Annotated in this window: 16 protein-coding genes; 11 read left to right on the top strand and 5 right to left on the bottom strand. The window is 59.9% G+C overall.

All coding sequences use genetic code 11. The features are described from left to right. Positions 1-15 precede the first annotated feature (15 nt). The 4 genes from RVY89_RS01515 to hycA form a co-directional block, all read right to left on the bottom strand. Positions 16-939, bottom strand: coding sequence for a respiratory chain complex I subunit 1 family protein (locus tag RVY89_RS01515; RefSeq protein WP_484826698.1), 924 nt, complete (start codon positions 937-939; stop codon positions 16-18). Position 940: 1 nt separating this feature from the next. Beyond that, complete coding sequence (gene hycC, locus RVY89_RS01510) at positions 941-2,755, bottom strand: formate hydrogenlyase subunit 3 (RefSeq protein ID WP_484826697.1); 1,815 nt, start codon at positions 2,753-2,755, stop codon at positions 941-943. Continuing rightward, entirely contained in the window at positions 2,752-3,360 is a 609-nt protein-coding gene (locus RVY89_RS01505; RefSeq protein WP_023308971.1) for a 4Fe-4S dicluster domain-containing protein, read from the bottom strand. The genes hycC and RVY89_RS01505 overlap by 4 nt, the downstream gene beginning before the upstream one ends. Positions 3,361-3,430: 70 nt before the next feature. After that, complete coding sequence (gene hycA, locus RVY89_RS01500; protein WP_032653166.1) at positions 3,431-3,895, bottom strand: formate hydrogenlyase regulator HycA; 465 nt, start codon at positions 3,893-3,895, stop codon at positions 3,431-3,433. 210 nt (positions 3,896-4,105) lie between these two features. On the opposite strand from hycA, the gene hypA reads away from it, so the two are divergent. From hypA to RVY89_RS01450, 10 genes are all read left to right on the top strand, one after another. Beyond that, positions 4,106-4,456 (top strand): hydrogenase maturation nickel metallochaperone HypA, encoded by a 351-nt coding sequence (gene hypA, locus RVY89_RS01495; protein WP_484826696.1) that lies wholly within the window; start codon positions 4,106-4,108, stop codon positions 4,454-4,456. Positions 4,457-4,459: 3 nt separating this feature from the next. Further along, complete coding sequence (gene hypB / locus RVY89_RS01490; protein WP_484826695.1) at positions 4,460-5,323, top strand: hydrogenase nickel incorporation protein HypB; 864 nt, start codon at positions 4,460-4,462, stop codon at positions 5,321-5,323. Continuing rightward, positions 5,314-5,586 carry a HypC/HybG/HupF family hydrogenase formation chaperone gene (locus tag RVY89_RS01485; RefSeq protein ID WP_484826694.1) on the top strand — a complete coding sequence of 91 codons (273 nt, stop codon included), beginning with the start codon at positions 5,314-5,316 and terminating at the stop codon, positions 5,584-5,586. The genes hypB and RVY89_RS01485 overlap by 10 nt, the downstream gene beginning before the upstream one ends. A gap of 2 nt (positions 5,587-5,588) precedes the next feature. After that, positions 5,589-6,710, top strand: a complete 1,122-nt coding sequence (gene hypD / locus RVY89_RS01480; protein WP_484826693.1) for a hydrogenase formation protein HypD — start codon at positions 5,589-5,591, stop codon at positions 6,708-6,710. Next, positions 6,707-7,717 (top strand): hydrogenase expression/formation protein HypE, encoded by a 1,011-nt coding sequence (gene hypE, locus RVY89_RS01475; protein ID WP_484826692.1) that lies wholly within the window; start codon positions 6,707-6,709, stop codon positions 7,715-7,717. The genes hypD and hypE overlap by 4 nt, the downstream gene beginning before the upstream one ends. A gap of 56 nt (positions 7,718-7,773) precedes the next feature. Continuing rightward, complete coding sequence (gene flhA, locus RVY89_RS01470) at positions 7,774-9,846, top strand: formate hydrogenlyase transcriptional activator FlhA (protein ID WP_484826691.1); 2,073 nt, start codon at positions 7,774-7,776, stop codon at positions 9,844-9,846. A 153-nt stretch (positions 9,847-9,999) separates the two neighbouring features. After that, entirely contained in the window at positions 10,000-10,998 is a 999-nt protein-coding gene (eitA, locus tag RVY89_RS01465) for a siderophore ABC transporter substrate-binding protein EitA (protein ID WP_484826690.1), read from the top strand. Continuing rightward, the gene (locus tag RVY89_RS01460) at positions 10,998-12,035 is read left to right on the top strand and encodes a FecCD family ABC transporter permease (protein ID WP_047743926.1); all 1,038 of its coding nucleotides are present in this window, start codon (positions 10,998-11,000) and stop codon (positions 12,033-12,035) included. Before eitA ends, RVY89_RS01460 begins: the two co-directional genes overlap by 1 nt. Further along, positions 12,035-12,796, top strand: coding sequence for a siderophore ABC transporter ATP-binding protein EitC (gene eitC / locus RVY89_RS01455; RefSeq protein ID WP_484826689.1), 762 nt, complete (start codon positions 12,035-12,037; stop codon positions 12,794-12,796). Before RVY89_RS01460 ends, eitC begins: the two co-directional genes overlap by 1 nt. Positions 12,797-12,812: 16 nt before the next feature. Further along, positions 12,813-14,033 carry an MDR family MFS transporter gene (locus RVY89_RS01450; RefSeq protein ID WP_484826688.1) on the top strand — a complete coding sequence of 407 codons (1,221 nt, stop codon included), beginning with the start codon at positions 12,813-12,815 and terminating at the stop codon, positions 14,031-14,033. Positions 14,034-14,038: 5 nt separating this feature from the next. Here the strand turns inward: RVY89_RS01450 and RVY89_RS01445 are convergent, their stop codons facing one another. Then, positions 14,039-14,383: a nitrous oxide-stimulated promoter family protein gene (locus tag RVY89_RS01445; protein WP_371897929.1), complete on the bottom strand. Its 345-nt coding sequence runs from the start codon at positions 14,381-14,383 to the stop codon at positions 14,039-14,041. 177 nt (positions 14,384-14,560) lie between these two features. Between RVY89_RS01445 and RVY89_RS01440 the strand changes: the two genes are divergently transcribed. After that, entirely contained in the window at positions 14,561-14,791 is a 231-nt protein-coding gene (locus RVY89_RS01440) for a SymE family type I addiction module toxin (RefSeq protein WP_484826687.1), read from the top strand. The last annotated feature ends 96 nt before the right edge of the window (positions 14,792-14,887 follow it).

Raw genomic sequence — 14,887 nt, 5'->3', positions numbered from 1 at the left:
AAATACTCTCTTTAATCACGCCACCAGCAAGGAGACGAACGCTAAAAATGCAAAACCAAAACCGGCCCAGGTGATGCGTGACGTTTCGACAAAACGCAGTCGCGCCATGCTGTTTTCAAACAGGGCAATGACCAGCACGCCGACCAGCAGCTTGAGGGCGGCAACCACGACGGCCAGCAGCAGACCGCCCGCGGAGAAGTGCGTCATCTGCCCCCACGGGAAGAAGACGCCGACAAACATCTGCAGCACCACCAGCTGTTTGAGGCTGATGCCCCACTTCAGCACCGCGAAGCCGTAGCCGCTGTACTCGGTAAGCGGCCCTTCCTGCAGCTCCTGCTCGGCTTCGGCCAGATCGAACGGCAGTTTGCCCATCTCGATAAAGGTGGCGAACGCGCAGGCGCACAGCGCCAGCACCAGCGGAATGGAGCGGGCAACCGGCCAGTGATAAACGGTGTGGGTGATAAAGCTGATATGGGTTGAGCCCGCAACCTGCGCGGCAACCCACAGCCCCAGCAGCAGGATCGGCTCAACCAGCACGCCGAGCATCGCCTCGCGGCTGGCGCCGATGCCGGTAAACGGGCTCCCGGTGTCGAGACCCGCAATCGCAAAGAAGAAGCGGGCGATGGCAAACAGGTAGATCAGCGTAATCAGATCCCCGAGCGCCGGCAGCGGCGATCCCACCGTGACCACCGGCAGCGCGGTGGCGATGGTGAGCATCACGCCCACCATCACGAACGGCGTCAGGCGGAAGACCCAGCCTGCGGCATCCGGCGCCACGCTCTGGCGAGAAAGCAGCTTGAAGAGATCGCGGTACTCCTGAAGCACCCCAGGCCCGCGACGGTTGTGCATCCTGGCGCGCACCACGCGGCTCACCCCGGAAAGCAGCGGCGCCACGGCGAACAGCACCAGCGCCTGAAGAATTGCCAGTAACAGACTCATGTCAGGCTCCTCGTGAAATCACAATGACCACCAGCACCGCCAGTTCGATCAGCGCCAGACGGCGGAACAGCGCGGGCGCGGCGGCGCTCTGCCAGCCGGGTACCCAGCCCACCGGGTTGAGCCAGTGGCGCAGCTTCAGCACGGCGGCGAAGTTCTCCTTCACCGGCATGGCGAAACCGTGGGCGGTGATGACCATCGACTGTTCGTGTTCGTAGCCGCAGGCCCACGCCGCACCGCGCGAGCGGGAGGTGAGCCGGTCGCGTTTGAAGAACAGCATCAGGACGAGCGGCAGCAGCGGTGCGCCTATCAGCAGCAGCGCGATCGAGGGCTGGGAAACGGTGGTATTCGCCACGGTCAGCGGCAGCGGAATGGCGTTACCCAGCAGCGGCAGCAGCCACGGTGCGGCGACGCCGCCCGCGATGCAGCACAGCGCCAGCGCGACCACGCTTACGCCCATAAGTAGCGGTGCGCAGCAGGCGTTTTCCGCTTCGCGGGTGCGCGGCGCGCCGAGGAAGGTCACGCCGTAGACTTTCGCCATACACATCACCGCCAGCGCCCCGGTAATCGCCAGCCCGACCGCCAGCAGCGGGCCGAGCAAACGCGCGATAAAGACATCGCTCTGGCCGAGGGCGAAGAAGGACTGATAGATCACCCACTCTCCGGCAAAGCCGTTCAGCGGCGGCAGCGCGGCCATCGCCATCAGCCCGACCAGCATCGCCAGTGAAATCACCGGCATCTTTTTGCCAATCCCGCCCAGCTTTTCGATATCCCGATGTCCGGTGCGGAACCAGACGCTTCCCGCGCCGAGGAACAGGGTGCTTTTAAACAGGCTGTGGTTGACGAGGTGATAAAGACCGCCGATAAACCCGGCCGCAATCAGCGCCGGCTGGTTAAGCGCCAGTCCGGTCACGCCCGCGCCAATGCCGAGCAGGATGATGCCGATATTTTCAAGCGTGTGGTACGCCAGAAGACGCTGGATATTGTGCTCCATCAGCGCGTACAGGCCGCCAACGAACGCGGTAATCATTCCGGCGACCAGCAGCACGACGCCCCACCACAGCGGCGGTTGTCCGCCGGTCAGCGTAATCGCTAAAATCCCGAACAGACCGACCTTCATCACCACCACAGAAAACAGCGCGGCGGCGGGCGCGGAGGCATTCGCATGCGCCTGCGGCACCCAGCCGTGCAGCGGGATGATGCCGGCGAGCAGGCCAAAGCCGAGTACGCCCAGCAGCCATACGTCATTCCCCAGCGGATGCCCGTTGAGCGCAGCGAAGTCCAGCGTCCCGAAGCGCTGCCACACCAGCCAGCAGGCCAGCGCCAGCAGCAGCGTCCCCAGGCGTCCCAGCGCAAACCACAGCTTGCCGGAGGCGCTGCATCCGGTCAGGAACACGCCGCACAGCGCCATGATCTCCGCCATCACCACCAGCGCGCCGAGATTGCTGGCGATAACGGTGCAGACCGCCGTCGCCATCAGCAGATTAATCAGCAGGCCGTTGGCCCTGGCGTGCGGATGGCGGTGCCAGTCGATATTGAACAGGCTGATAAACAGCCCGCACAGGCCAAACGTCACCAGCCAGATGGCGTTCAGCGGCGTGATCTCAACCGCGTGGCGAATCAGCGGCATAACGGCCTCTGCGGACAGGCCGCCGAGCAGGACAACGCCGCCTGCCGCCAGCGTCAACAGGCTAGCTACCGCCCCGCCAATCCCGGCGATCGCGCCGCTGAGAGTTTTGTGGAATGAGAAGATCTGCGCCAGAACAGCGGCGGCAGCAAAACAGGCTACCGCGCCGGTAATCATCATTGCCGCGTTCATTTCGCCCCCTCGTTAAGCGCCTGTAGCAGAGAAAGGTCGCCAAAATCACTGTTGATGGTCAGCTCGCGCTTGCGCTTGCTGGTACGGGCGATGTCGCGAATGTTAACCAGAATCAGCGCTTTCGTCGGACAGGTCCGCACGCAGGCCGGGCCCTGTTCATCGAAGCTGCACAGGTCGCACTTCACCGCCACGGCACGGATGCCGGGCACCCAGTCCAGCAGCGTGCTGACGCGTGCAGGAGCCGGAGGCGCGGGCGGGGCTTTAGGCGAGTTGGCGTTCGCCGGGATGTGCAGCGGGCGGCTGCCGGAAAATTCAATCGCGCCGAACGGGCAGGCAATGCCGCACAGCTTGCAGCTTACGCACAGGCTTTCGTTCAGCTGGACAGCGCCATCCACGCGGGTGATGGCATTTACGGGGCAGACACCCGCGCAGGGGGCGTCTTCACAGTGATGGCAGAGCTGCGGGGCAGACTCTTTTTCATTACGCATGACGTGCAGGCGCGGCATGGACTGCAGCCCATGCAGGCGATGCGTTTCCGAACACGCCGCCTCGCAGGTTCGACAGCCAATGCAGACCGTCGAGTCAGCAATTACAAAACGGTTCACCGGGTTATCCTCTGGTGATAGTCATTTTTGACGAAAAACTGTCTTGTCGACACTTCTCGACACGGATGGGTCAGGCCACGTTTGCTGAGGCATTTCCATCCATCAGCTGCTTCAGGTTGACCGGAAGATCGTGCTCAACGGCGGCGTACAGGCCGTTATAGACCGGCGCGATTTTTTCCAGATAGTGCTCCAGCACCTGCTGGCGATCGCGGTTGCTGACGTGGCCGTCCACCATGCCGTCGGCCATCAGCTGCGCCTTCGCAATACACTGTTTTTCGCCGTCTTTTGTCTCGAGGTAGTACTCAATGGTGTGGCTGTTGAAGTTATCCGCCAGGGTAACGTTGATCGTGAAATGGCCGAACAGAACGAAGCGCATGTCGCCCTGCGCCGCGCAGCTCATCGCGTGGTGAAGACGCGCTTTCGAGAGGGTAATGCCCTGAACCAGAGAGTTGCAGTAGAGGTGCCACTGGTCCTGCAGCTGCTGATGACGCTGCGCGATGTAATCCGCTTTTTCGCTGATTTCCCAAATAGTCATAGAAGGTATCCGTTTAATGGAGATAGCGGCTGTTAAGCAGATTCCATGCCAGTTTTTATCTTTATGATTTTAAAATGATTTAACTTAAAAAGCGCTGTCAACACCGCGGTGTCGACGTGTCATTTCGACAGCGTTGACATCGTCACGCCTTAACAAAAATCAAGCTGGCACTGTTATTGCATTACCGGGGCAATTCATTGAGGAGGCGTTATGCACGAAATCACCCTCTGCCAGCGGGCTCTGGAACTTATCGAACAGCAGGCAGTGCAAAACCACGCGAAACGCGTCACCGGCGTCTGGCTGAAGGTCGGGGCATTTTCCTGCGTCGAGACAAGCGCCCTGACCTTCTGTTTTGAGCTGGTATGCCGCGGCACGCTGGCGGAAGGCTGCGAGCTCCATATCGAAGAGCAGCAGGCGGAGTGCTGGTGCGAGCAGTGCCAGCAGTACGTCACCCTGCTTTCATCGAAGATACAGCGCTGCCCGCAGTGTCAGAGCAGCGGGCTGCGCATCGTGGCGGATGACGGCATGCAGATCCAACGCCTCGAAATCGAGAAGGAGTAAAGTATGTGTAGTACCTGCGGTTGCGCCGAAGGCAACCTGTATATAGAAGGGGATGAACACCGCCCCCACTCCGCGTTTCGCTCCGCGCCCTTTTCACCTGCTCCGCGCCCTTCTGCGGCGTTGACCGGTATCACTTTCGCCCCGCAACGGTCCGCTGCGGGCGATCTGCATTACGGCCACGGCGAAGCGGGCACCCACGCGCCGGGCATCAGCCAGCGCCAGATGCTGGAAGTGGAAATCAACGTGCTGGACAAAAATAACCAGATCGCCGCCCGCAACCGCGCGCGCTTCGCCGCACGCAAACAGCTGGTGCTGAACCTGGTCTCCAGCCCCGGCTCCGGCAAAACTACGCTGTTAACGGAAACGCTCAATCGCCTGAACGGGCGCGTCTCCTGTGCTGTGATTGAAGGCGATCAGCAAACCGTTAACGACGCGGCGCGCATTCGCGAAACCGGCACCCCGGCGATTCAGGTCAATACCGGCAAAGGCTGCCATCTGGATGCGCAGATGATTGCCGATGCGTCCCCGCGCCTGCCGCTGGCGGATAACGGCATTCTGTTTATTGAAAACGTCGGCAACCTGGTCTGCCCGGCGAGCTTCGACCTGGGCGAACGGCACAAGGTGGCGGTGCTTTCAGTGACCGAAGGTGAAGACAAACCGCTGAAGTACCCGCATATGTTTGCCGCCGCGTCCATCATGCTGCTGAACAAAGTCGACCTGCTGCCATACCTGAATTTCGACGTGGATAAGTGCCTGGCGTATGCCCGCGAGGTGAACCCGGAGATTGAGATCCTGCTGGTCTCCGCCACGCGCGGCGACGGCATGGACGGCTGGCTACAGTGGCTGGAGAGCGAACGATGTGCATAGGCGTACCTGGGCAAATTTACGCCATCGACGGTAAACAGGCCAAAGTCGAGGTCTGCGGCATTCTGCGCGACGTGGACCTGACCCTGGTGGGCAGCAGCGATGAAACGGGCGCATCGCGTCTCGGCCAGTGGGTGCTGGTCCACGTGGGGTTTGCCATGAGCGTGATTAACGAAGCGGAAGCCCGCGACACGCTCGATGCCCTGCAAAACATGTTCGACGTGGAGCCGGACGTGGGCGCGCTGCTGTACGGCGAGGAGCGGTAATCATGCGTTACGTTGATGAATACCGCGCGCCGGAGCAGGTGCTGCAGCTTATTGGCCACCTGAAAACGCGCGCAGCGCTGCTGGACTACACGAAAGAAAGGCCGCTGCGGATCATGGAGGTGTGCGGCGGGCACACGCACGCGATCTTCAAATTTGGCCTCGACCAGCTGCTGCCGGAGAACATAGAGTTTATCCACGGCCCCGGCTGCCCGGTCTGCGTGCTGCCGATGGGGCGCATCGACAGCTGTATCGAAATAGCCAGCCAGCCCGACGTCATTTTCTGCACCTTTGGCGACGCGATGCGCGTGCCGGGGAAAAATGGCTCGCTGCTCCAGGCGAAAGCGCGCGGAGCCGACATCCGGATCGTCTATTCGCCGATGGATGCCCTGACGCTGGCAGAGAGTAATCCCGCGCGCAAGGTGGTGTTTTTTGGCCTGGGATTTGAAACCACCATGCCCGCCACCGCCATCACGCTGCAGCAGGCGAAAGTGCGCGGCGTCGATAACTTTTTCTTCTTTTGCCAGCACATTACGCTCATCCCCACCCTGCGCAGCCTGCTGGAAGAGCCAGGTAATGGCATTGATGCCTTTCTGGCACCGGGCCACGTCAGCATGGTGATTGGCACAGACGCCTACGGTTTTATCGCTCAACAGTACAATCGTCCGTTAGTGGTCGCTGGTTTCGAACCTCTTGATCTACTGCAAGGTGTCACCATGCTGGTTGAGCAGAAAATAGCGGCCCTGAGCGCGGTCGAAAACCAGTACCGCCGCGTGGTGCCGGATGCGGGAAATGAACGGGCTCAGCAGGCGATAGCCGACGTCTTTAGCGTTGAGGGCGACAGCGAATGGCGAGGCCTGGGGCTGATTGCCGAATCCGGCGTACGCCTGACGCCAGCCTATCGCGCGTTCGACGCCGAAGCGCATTTCCGCCCGCAGCCGCAGCAGGTTTGCGACGATCCCCGGGCGCGCTGTGGCGAGGTGCTCACCGGCAAATGCAAACCGCATCAGTGCCCGTTATTTGGCAATACCTGTAACCCGCAAACGGCGTTTGGCGCGCTGATGGTCTCCTCCGAAGGGGCGTGTGCCGCGTGGTATCAGTATCGCAACCAGGAGTGTGAAGCATGAATACGGTGGAAATGGCGCACGGCAGCGGCGGACAGGCGATGCAGCAGCTTATTAACCGGCTGTTTATGGAGGCCTTTAACAATCCCTGGCTTGCCGAACAGGAAGACCAGGCGCGCATTGACCTCGCCACCCTCACCGCACAGGGCGACAGGCTGGCCTTCTCCACTGACAGCTACGTGATCGATCCGCTGTTCTTCCCGGGCGGCGATATCGGCAAGCTTGCCGTCTGCGGCACGGCCAACGACGTCGCCGTCAGCGGCGCCATCCCGCGCTACCTCTCCTGCGGATTTATCCTCGAAGAGGGGTTACCGATGGAGACGCTCACGGCCGTGGTCAACAGCATGGCGCAGACCGCGCGCGAGGCGGGGATAGCTATCGTCACCGGCGACACCAAAGTGGTGCAGCGCGGCGCGGCCGACAAGCTGTTTATCAACACCGCCGGCATGGGCGCGATCCCCGCCGATATTCGCTGGGGCGCGCAGCGCCTCAGCGCGGGCGACGTGCTGATCGTGACCGGAACGCTGGGCTGCCACGGGGCGACCATCCTGAACCTGCGCGAAGGCCTGGGGCTGGACGGTGAACTGCGCAGCGACTGCGCGGTACTCACCCCGCTGATTCAGACGCTGCGCGGTATTCCCGGTGTGAAGGCCCTGCGGGACGCCACGCGAGGCGGCGTGAATGCCGTGGTCCACGAATTTGCAGCAAGCTGCGGGTACGGGATTGAACTCACCGAGCGCAGCCTGCCCGTTAAGCCCGCCGTTCGTGGGCTTTGCGAACTGCTGGGGCTGGACCCGCTCAACTTCGCAAACGAAGGCAAGCTGGTGATTGGCGTTGAACGGGCCGCGGCGCAAGCCGTTCTTGAACAGCTGCGGGCTCATCCGTCAGGAAAAGAGGCGGCGATGATTGGTGAAGTGGTCGAGCGCAAAGGGGTGCGCCTGACCGGACTTTATGGCGTGAAGCGCACGCTGGATCTGCCGCACGCTGAACCCTTACCCCGTATTTGCTAGGCCGCGCCACAAGCGGCCAGCATGGATTTTTTTGCTCGTTTCTACTGGAAAGCACTATGCCGTATACACCGATGAGCGATCTTGGACAGCAGGGCCTGTTTGACATCACGCGCACACTTTTACAGCAGCCCGATCTCGGCGCGCTGAGCGATGCCCTGACGCGGCTGGTCAGGCAGTCGGCGCTGGCGGACAGCGCCGCGATTGTGCTCTGGCATAGCGGAACGCACCGCGCGAGCTACTACTCAACGCGTGACAATGGCAAAACGTTTGAATACGAAGACGAAACGTATCTCGCGCATGGCCCAGTGCGCCGCATTCTCTCCCGACCTGAAGTGCTGCACTGTAACTTTGAGGAGTTCCGGCAGGCGTGGCCGCGGCTCGCGGAGAGTAACCTCTATCAGCCTTTCGGGCATTACTGCATGCTGCCGCTGGCGGCAGAGGGTCAGATTTTCGGCGGCTGCGAGTTTATCCGCACGACCGACCAGCCCTGGAGCGAGGCGGAATACGAGCGCCTGCATACCTTTACCCAGATTGTGGCCGTCGTCGCGGAGCAGATCCAAAGCCGCGTGACCAATAATGTGGATTACAACCTGCTGAGCCGCGAACGCGACAACTTTCGCATTCTGGTCGCCATCACCAACGCCGTGCTGTCACGGCTCGATATGGACGAGCTGGTCAGCGAAGTATCGAAAGAGATCCACCACTATTTCAAAATCGACGCCATCAGCATCGCGCTGCGCGGCCATCGCAAGGGCAAGCTGAACATCTACTCCACGCATTATCTCGATGAAGCTAACCCGGCACACGAGCAGAGTGAAGTGGATGAAGCGGGGACCCTTTCGGAGCGAGTTTTCAAAAGCAAAGAGATCCTCCTGATCAACCTCAACGAACAGGATCCGGTGGCACCGTACGAGCGGATGCTGTTTAACACCTGGGGCAACAAAATTCAGACCCTGTGCCTGCTGCCGCTGATGTCCGGCAACACCATGCTGGGCGTGCTTAAGCTGGCGCAGTGCGAGGAAGGCGTCTTCACCACCGCCAACCTGAAGCTGCTGCGTCAGATCGCCGAGCGTATTTCCATCGCCCTTGATAACGCCCTCGCCTATCAGGAAATTCATCGTCTGAAGGAGCGGCTGGTGGACGAGAACCTGGCCCTGACCGAACAACTCAACAACGTGGACAGCGAGTTTGGTGAAATCATCGGACGCAGCGACGCCATGTACAACGTGCTCAAGCAGGTTGAGATGGTGGCGCAAAGCGACAGCACGGTGCTGATCCTGGGCGAAACCGGTACGGGTAAAGAGCTGATTGCCCGCGCCATCCACAACCTGAGCAACCGCAACAGCCGTCGGATGGTGAAGATGAATTGCGCCGCGATGCCCGCAGGGCTGCTGGAAAGCGACCTGTTCGGCCACGAACGGGGCGCCTTTACCGGGGCAAGCAGCCAGCGGCTGGGCCGGTTTGAGCTGGCGGACAAAAGCTCGCTGTTCCTCGACGAAGTGGGCGATATGCCGCTGGAGCTACAGCCGAAGCTGCTGCGCGTCCTGCAGGAGCAGGAGTTTGAACGTCTTGGCAGCAACAAGCTTATCCAGACCGACGTGCGGCTGATTGCCGCGACCAACCGCGACCTGAAAAAAATGGTCGCCGACCGCGAGTTTCGCAGCGATCTCTACTATCGCCTGAACGTCTTCCCGATCTTCCTGCCGCCGCTGCGCGAGCGTCCGGAAGATATTCCCCTGCTGGTCAAAGCCTTTACCGCCAAGATCGCGCGTCGGATGGGGCGAAACATCGACAGCATTCCTGCCGAGACGTTGCGTACCCTTTCATCGATGGAGTGGCCCGGCAACGTGCGCGAGCTGGAAAACGTCATCGAACGTGCGGTGCTGCTGACGCGCGGTAACGTGCTGCAGCTCTCCCTGCCTGAAGTGACGCTGCCTGACGTGATCGTGCCCGCCGCGGAGACAGCAAAAGAGGGAGAAGATGAATATCAGCTCATTATGCGCGTACTCAAAGAGACCAACGGCGTGGTCGCCGGGCCAAAAGGTGCCGCCCAGCGTTTAGGGTTAAAACGCACTACCCTGCTGTCGCGCATGAAGCGTCTCGGGATCGATAAAGAGAGCCTGGTTTAAGCCCCCAAACCGGCGGTGTTGTTCTGACACCGCCTTTCGTTACCCTGCGCAACTGTCCCTCATTGACACAAAATCGTTTCCTCTGTATAAAATTCCGCCTTAATAATGAGTTTCATTTGCATCAATAATAATATTAATCAAGGGTAGCGTTTCATGAAGAAGGTCATCTGCGCGTTAGGCCTGGCGGTTGCGTCGGTCAGTTCTGCTCTGGCAACCACATATCCTCTGACCATTGAAAACTGTGGCTATAAAGAGACATTCACCAAAGCGCCGGAACGCGTCGTGGCCCTGGGTCAGAATACCGTCGAAATCTTGCTCCTGCTGGGGCTTGAAGATAAGGTGAAGGCCAGCGCCTTCTGGCCGACGAAAGTGTTGCCGCAGCTCGCGGAACAGAACGCAAAAATCAAAACCCTGACGGTCGAAATCCCTACCCTTGAATCCGTGCTTGCGCAAAATCCCGACTTTGTCCCTGCCCAAACGCCGCTGTTGCTGGGGCCGGAAAGCAAGGTCGCAAAACGTGACGATCTGATGACCCTGGGCGTGAACAGCTACGTGTCGCCGGGCACGTGCGCGACCAAAAAAGCCACCGGCGATATGTACGGCAGCCGCCAGAAACTGTGGGATATGACGTATCTCTACCAGGAGATTGAGGATTTCGCCAAAATCTTTAACGTTGAAGACCGCGGTCAGGCCGTGATTGCCGATTTCAAAAAACGCGAGGCCGACCTGCGTAAGGAGTTCGGCAAGAACAAAAAAGACCTCTCGTTTGTCTTCTGGTTCTCCAGTTCGTCCCCTTCTGCGGACGCCTACGTCGGCGGTAAAAATAGCCCCTCCGGGTTTATCGCCAGCCTGATGGGCGGTCATAACGCCATCACCTCCGAGACCGAATGGCCAACCGTGGGTTGGGAGAGCATTATTGCCGCCAATCCGGATGTCATTGCGGTGTCCAGCCTGGACCGCAACCGCTGGGCGCTGGATAACGCGGAAGAAAAAATCAAATTCCTGAAGAGCGATCCGGCGGTCAGCCAGCTGGACGCGGTGAAAAAAGGCCATATTGTGGTAATGGACGGTCAGGCGATGAACCCGACGATCCGCACGATTTACGGGGCTGAGCAGGTCGGCGAACAGCTCAGAAAGCTGGGGCTGAACTGATGACAACCGCCGTTCTTCAGGCCCGGCAGAGCCTGGTTCTGACGACCTCGGCTTTGCTCGCCCTGGTACTGCTATTTCTGGTGATAGCCCTGAGCGTCAGCGTTGGCGAGCTGTCCATCCCGCTGGATAACGTGTTTTACGCCATCAGCAATAAAATGGGGCTCACCGAGGTCCCGCTCACTCGCATCTATGAGAGCGTCATCTGGGACTTTCGCCTGAGCCGCGCGCTGGTGGCGGCCTGCTGCGGCGCGGGGCTGGCCATCTGCGGTGCCGTATTGCAGAGCCTGCTAAAGAACGCGCTGGCGGAACCCTACGTGCTCGGCGTGTCCGCAGGCGCGTCGACCGGGGCGGTTTCTGTTGTCGTATTGGGGATCGGCACCGGTGCGGTCTCCCTCTCTGCCGGTGCCTTTGCCGGGGCGTTCGCCGCGTTTGCGTTTGTCGCATTTCTGACGAACGGCGCGCGCGGCGGGAATGAACGTACTATTCTGGCAGGCGTCGCCGCCTCGCAGCTTTTTAACGCCATTACCGCCTACACCATCAGCACCTCCGCCAGCGCCCAGCAGGCGCGCGACGTGATGTTCTGGCTGCTGGGCAGCTTCAGCGGCGTACGCTGGCCTGAATTCCAGCTGGCACTGGTCGTGGTGCTGATTGGGTTAGCCATTTGCCTCTACTATTCCCGGGCGCTGGATGCCTTTACGTTTGGTGACGACGCCGCGGCGTCGCTGGGCATTGCCGTTCCCTGGGTGCGCCTGGCGCTCTTTACCACCACCGCGCTGATTACCGCGACCATCGTCAGCATGGCGGGGTCAATCGGCTTTGTCGGGCTGGTGGTGCCGCACGTGATGCGTTTCCTGTTCGGGCCGCTGCACCGCACGCTGCTGATTGCCAGCGCGCTGGCAGGGGCGATCCTGATGGTGCTGGCAGACATTGCCTCGCGCATGCTGATTGCGCCGCAAAGCCTGCCCGTCGGCGTGGTCACCGCGCTGGTTGGCGTTCCCTTCTTTGCCGTGATTATCTACCGTTCAAGGAATAAGTGATGAGCATCTGCGCGGAAAATATTACCTGGAAGGTCGGCAAAAAAGTCATCGTTAATGACGTCTCGCTGAAGGTGTCACGGGGCGAAACGGTAGGGCTGCTTGGTCCTAACGGCTGCGGTAAATCGTCTCTTTTACGTATCCTCGCGGGGCTGCGTCGCCCGGATGCTGGCTGCGTCACCCTGGACGGACAGGACATTACCCGCATCGCCAAAAAGCAGCTTGCCCGCCGGGTCGCCTTCGTCGAGCAGCACGGCATGACGGACGCCAACATGCGCGTGCGCGACGTGGTGAAACTTGGACGTATCCCGCACCACTCCGCCTTTTCCAACTGGAGCAAGCACGATGACGAGACCGTCACCGCCGCTCTGCAGCGCGTGGATATGCTGGATAAAAGTGACCAGGGCTGGCTGAGCCTCTCCGGCGGTGAGCGCCAGCGCGTCCACATTGCCCGCGCGCTGGCCCAGACCCCGACGGAAATCCTGCTGGACGAGCCAACCAACCACCTGGATATTCATCATCAGATGCAGCTGATGCAGTTGATCAGCGAATTACCGGTCACCAGCATTGTCGCTATCCACGATCTCAACCACGCCTCGATGTTCTGCGACTCGCTGATTGTGATGCAGAAAGGACACATTGTGGCGACGGGGACACCGCAGGACATCTTATCCGAGTCGTTGCTGTGGGATGTCTTCCGGGTCAAAACCAAAATCGAGATCTCACCGTTCCATGGCAAAAAGCACATTCACTTTATCGTTTAGGGGCGACTGAACAACGATGCCCCTTCGCCCTGCCAACACGCTCTGGCCGCCCGTCTTACTGGGTAGCCAGTTTGTTTTTAACATTGGCTTTTACGCCGTTGTTCCCTTCCTGGCGATATTCCTGCGCGACGACATGCTGCTCTCCGGCGGGCTGATCGGGCTGATCCTCGGCCTGCGTACGTTCTCTCAGCAGGGGATGTTTATCGTCGGTGGTGCGCTCTCGGACAGGTTTGGCGCAAAAGTGGTGATCCTGAGCGGCTGTATTGTTCGCGTTGCGGGTTACCTGCTGCTGGCATTCGGGGGTTCGCTGTGGCCGATTATTCTGGGCGCGTGTCTGACAGGCGTGGGCGGCGCGCTGTTTTCTCCGTCGATTGAAGCATTGCTGGCGAAAGCGGGCACGCACAGCGAGGCGAAAGGTAAACGAAGCCGCGCGGAGTGGTTTGCGCTCTTTGCCGTCTGCGGAGAACTCGGCGCGGTACTGGGCCCGGTTGCCGGCGCCCTGCTCACCGGCCTCGGCTTTCGTCAGGTGGCGCTGGCGGGGGCAGGCGTCTTTGTGATTGCGCTAGTGGTGCTCTACTTTTGTCTGCCTGCTTCTGGTCACCGTTCACAGACGCTGAAAATGCAGCCCTGGTGGACAACGTTCCGTCAGCCGCGCTTTGTTGCCTTTATCATTGCCTACAGCTCGTGGCTGTTAAGCTATAACCAGCTTTATCTGGCGCTGCCGGTGGAGATCCAGCGTTCTGGCGGTGACGAGAAAGATCTCGGCCCGCTTTTTATGCTGGCCTCCGTTCTGATCATCACCTTACAGCTGCCGCTGGCGCGTTTCGCACGTCGCGTGGGCGCGGTGAGAATTTTGCCGGTGGGATTTTTGCTGCTCTCCACCGCTTTTGCAAGCGTGGCAATGTTTGCGTCGACGGCACCGCCAGAGGGCTGGCTGCGCCTGCTGCCGTCGGTCTGTTTCGTGACGCTGTTGACGCTGGGACAGATGCTGCTGGTGCCATCGGCTAAAGATCTGATCCCCCGGTTTGCGGAGGAATCCACGCTTGGCGCGCACTACGGTGCACTCGCCACCGCTGGCGGAGTCGCGGTACTGACGGGGAATCTGCTGTTTGGCAGTCTGCTGGATCGCGCGCTGGTGCCCTCAACGCAGGCAATCTATCCCTGGCTGCTGCTGGCCCTCTTCCCGCTCTGCAGCGCGATGGCCCTGAGTGTGATTTGCCGCCCGCTGAGACGCTGAAACCATCACTTTTTCGGTCGGTACTTCTCCGGCAGCTCCGGCACGGGACGGCGGTCATCCATAAGGTGACGAACGGTCAGGATGGGGTGACGCCATAACATGCGCGGACCAGCCCAGCGCATAACCTGCTTCATCTCTTCACGTCTGGCAGGCTGATAGCAGTGTACGGGACACTGCCTGCAGGCAGGCTTTTCCTCACCGAAAACGCACTTATCCAGGCGCCTATCGGCATACGCGTTGAGCGCCTGATAATGCCCTTCCTCCTGAGATGCCTGCGGGCACTGCTTTTCATACAACGCGATCATTTTCGCGATAGTCTCTTTTTCTCGTGAGATACGTTTACCGGACATAACGGCTTACCGAACAATAAAGTGCATTAATAATACACTTTTCAACGCTGGATTTCAGCGGTTGCATTTCGTTTCCTGAAGCCTGATTCCAGTTTTAGCCCTGCACCGACCGATAATCACTGGTATTTTATACAGGTATCAGTAATGATTTTTTTATCCGTGCCGTCGGGAGACCCTATGCAAGACATCGCTATCAACAAACCCTACCGCCATTTAACAGTGGGATATTTCAGAAAGCGCCATGAAGACCGCAATACCAAGATACCGAAGCGCTACAGCGTGCATGCGGCGCTGAGCTTAAAAGGAGACTGGCTTGAACAGGCGGGGTTTGCCACCCATTCCCGGGTTCGAGTGGGCGTAGAGCATGGAAAAATAGTGATTGAGTTAATGTCGGAAGACGCCTCGTAAAGCCACGACATTTTTCTGCGCCGGACCTTTTTTTCATGCGACAATAGAAGGAACAAACGGCCACTGAGCCCATCAAAACGGTTTATTTTCAAAGAA

The organism is Enterobacter sp. 3U4 (assembly GCF_057224565.1).
This window is presented reverse-complemented; position numbering and strand designations above follow the sequence as displayed.

What these genes read in the sequence shown, in the direction of transcription:
- hycC (WP_484826697.1), bottom strand. Translation starts at nt 2,755, where the DNA reads ATGAACGCGGCAATGATGATTACCGGCGCGGTAGCCTGTTTTGCTGCC.
- RVY89_RS01445 (WP_371897929.1), bottom strand. Translation starts at nt 14,383, where the DNA reads ATGTCCGGTAAACGTATCTCACGAGAAAAAGAGACTATCGCGAAAATG.
- flhA (WP_484826691.1), top strand. Translation starts at nt 7,774, where the DNA reads ATGCCGTATACACCGATGAGCGATCTTGGACAGCAGGGCCTGTTTGAC.
- RVY89_RS01515 (WP_484826698.1), bottom strand. Translation starts at nt 939, where the DNA reads ATGAGTCTGTTACTGGCAATTCTTCAGGCGCTGGTGCTGTTCGCCGTG.
- RVY89_RS01440 (WP_484826687.1), top strand. Translation starts at nt 14,561, where the DNA reads ATGCAAGACATCGCTATCAACAAACCCTACCGCCATTTAACAGTGGGA.
- RVY89_RS01485 (WP_484826694.1), top strand. Translation starts at nt 5,314, where the DNA reads ATGTGCATAGGCGTACCTGGGCAAATTTACGCCATCGACGGTAAACAG.
- eitC (WP_484826689.1), top strand. Translation starts at nt 12,035, where the DNA reads ATGAGCATCTGCGCGGAAAATATTACCTGGAAGGTCGGCAAAAAAGTC.
- hypD (WP_484826693.1), top strand. Translation starts at nt 5,589, where the DNA reads ATGCGTTACGTTGATGAATACCGCGCGCCGGAGCAGGTGCTGCAGCTT.
- hypE (WP_484826692.1), top strand. Translation starts at nt 6,707, where the DNA reads ATGAATACGGTGGAAATGGCGCACGGCAGCGGCGGACAGGCGATGCAG.
- hypA (WP_484826696.1), top strand. Translation starts at nt 4,106, where the DNA reads ATGCACGAAATCACCCTCTGCCAGCGGGCTCTGGAACTTATCGAACAG.
- hypB (WP_484826695.1), top strand. Translation starts at nt 4,460, where the DNA reads ATGTGTAGTACCTGCGGTTGCGCCGAAGGCAACCTGTATATAGAAGGG.
- RVY89_RS01460 (WP_047743926.1), top strand. Translation starts at nt 10,998, where the DNA reads ATGACAACCGCCGTTCTTCAGGCCCGGCAGAGCCTGGTTCTGACGACC.
- hycA (WP_032653166.1), bottom strand. Translation starts at nt 3,895, where the DNA reads ATGACTATTTGGGAAATCAGCGAAAAAGCGGATTACATCGCGCAGCGT.
- RVY89_RS01450 (WP_484826688.1), top strand. Translation starts at nt 12,813, where the DNA reads ATGCCCCTTCGCCCTGCCAACACGCTCTGGCCGCCCGTCTTACTGGGT.
- eitA (WP_484826690.1), top strand. Translation starts at nt 10,000, where the DNA reads ATGAAGAAGGTCATCTGCGCGTTAGGCCTGGCGGTTGCGTCGGTCAGT.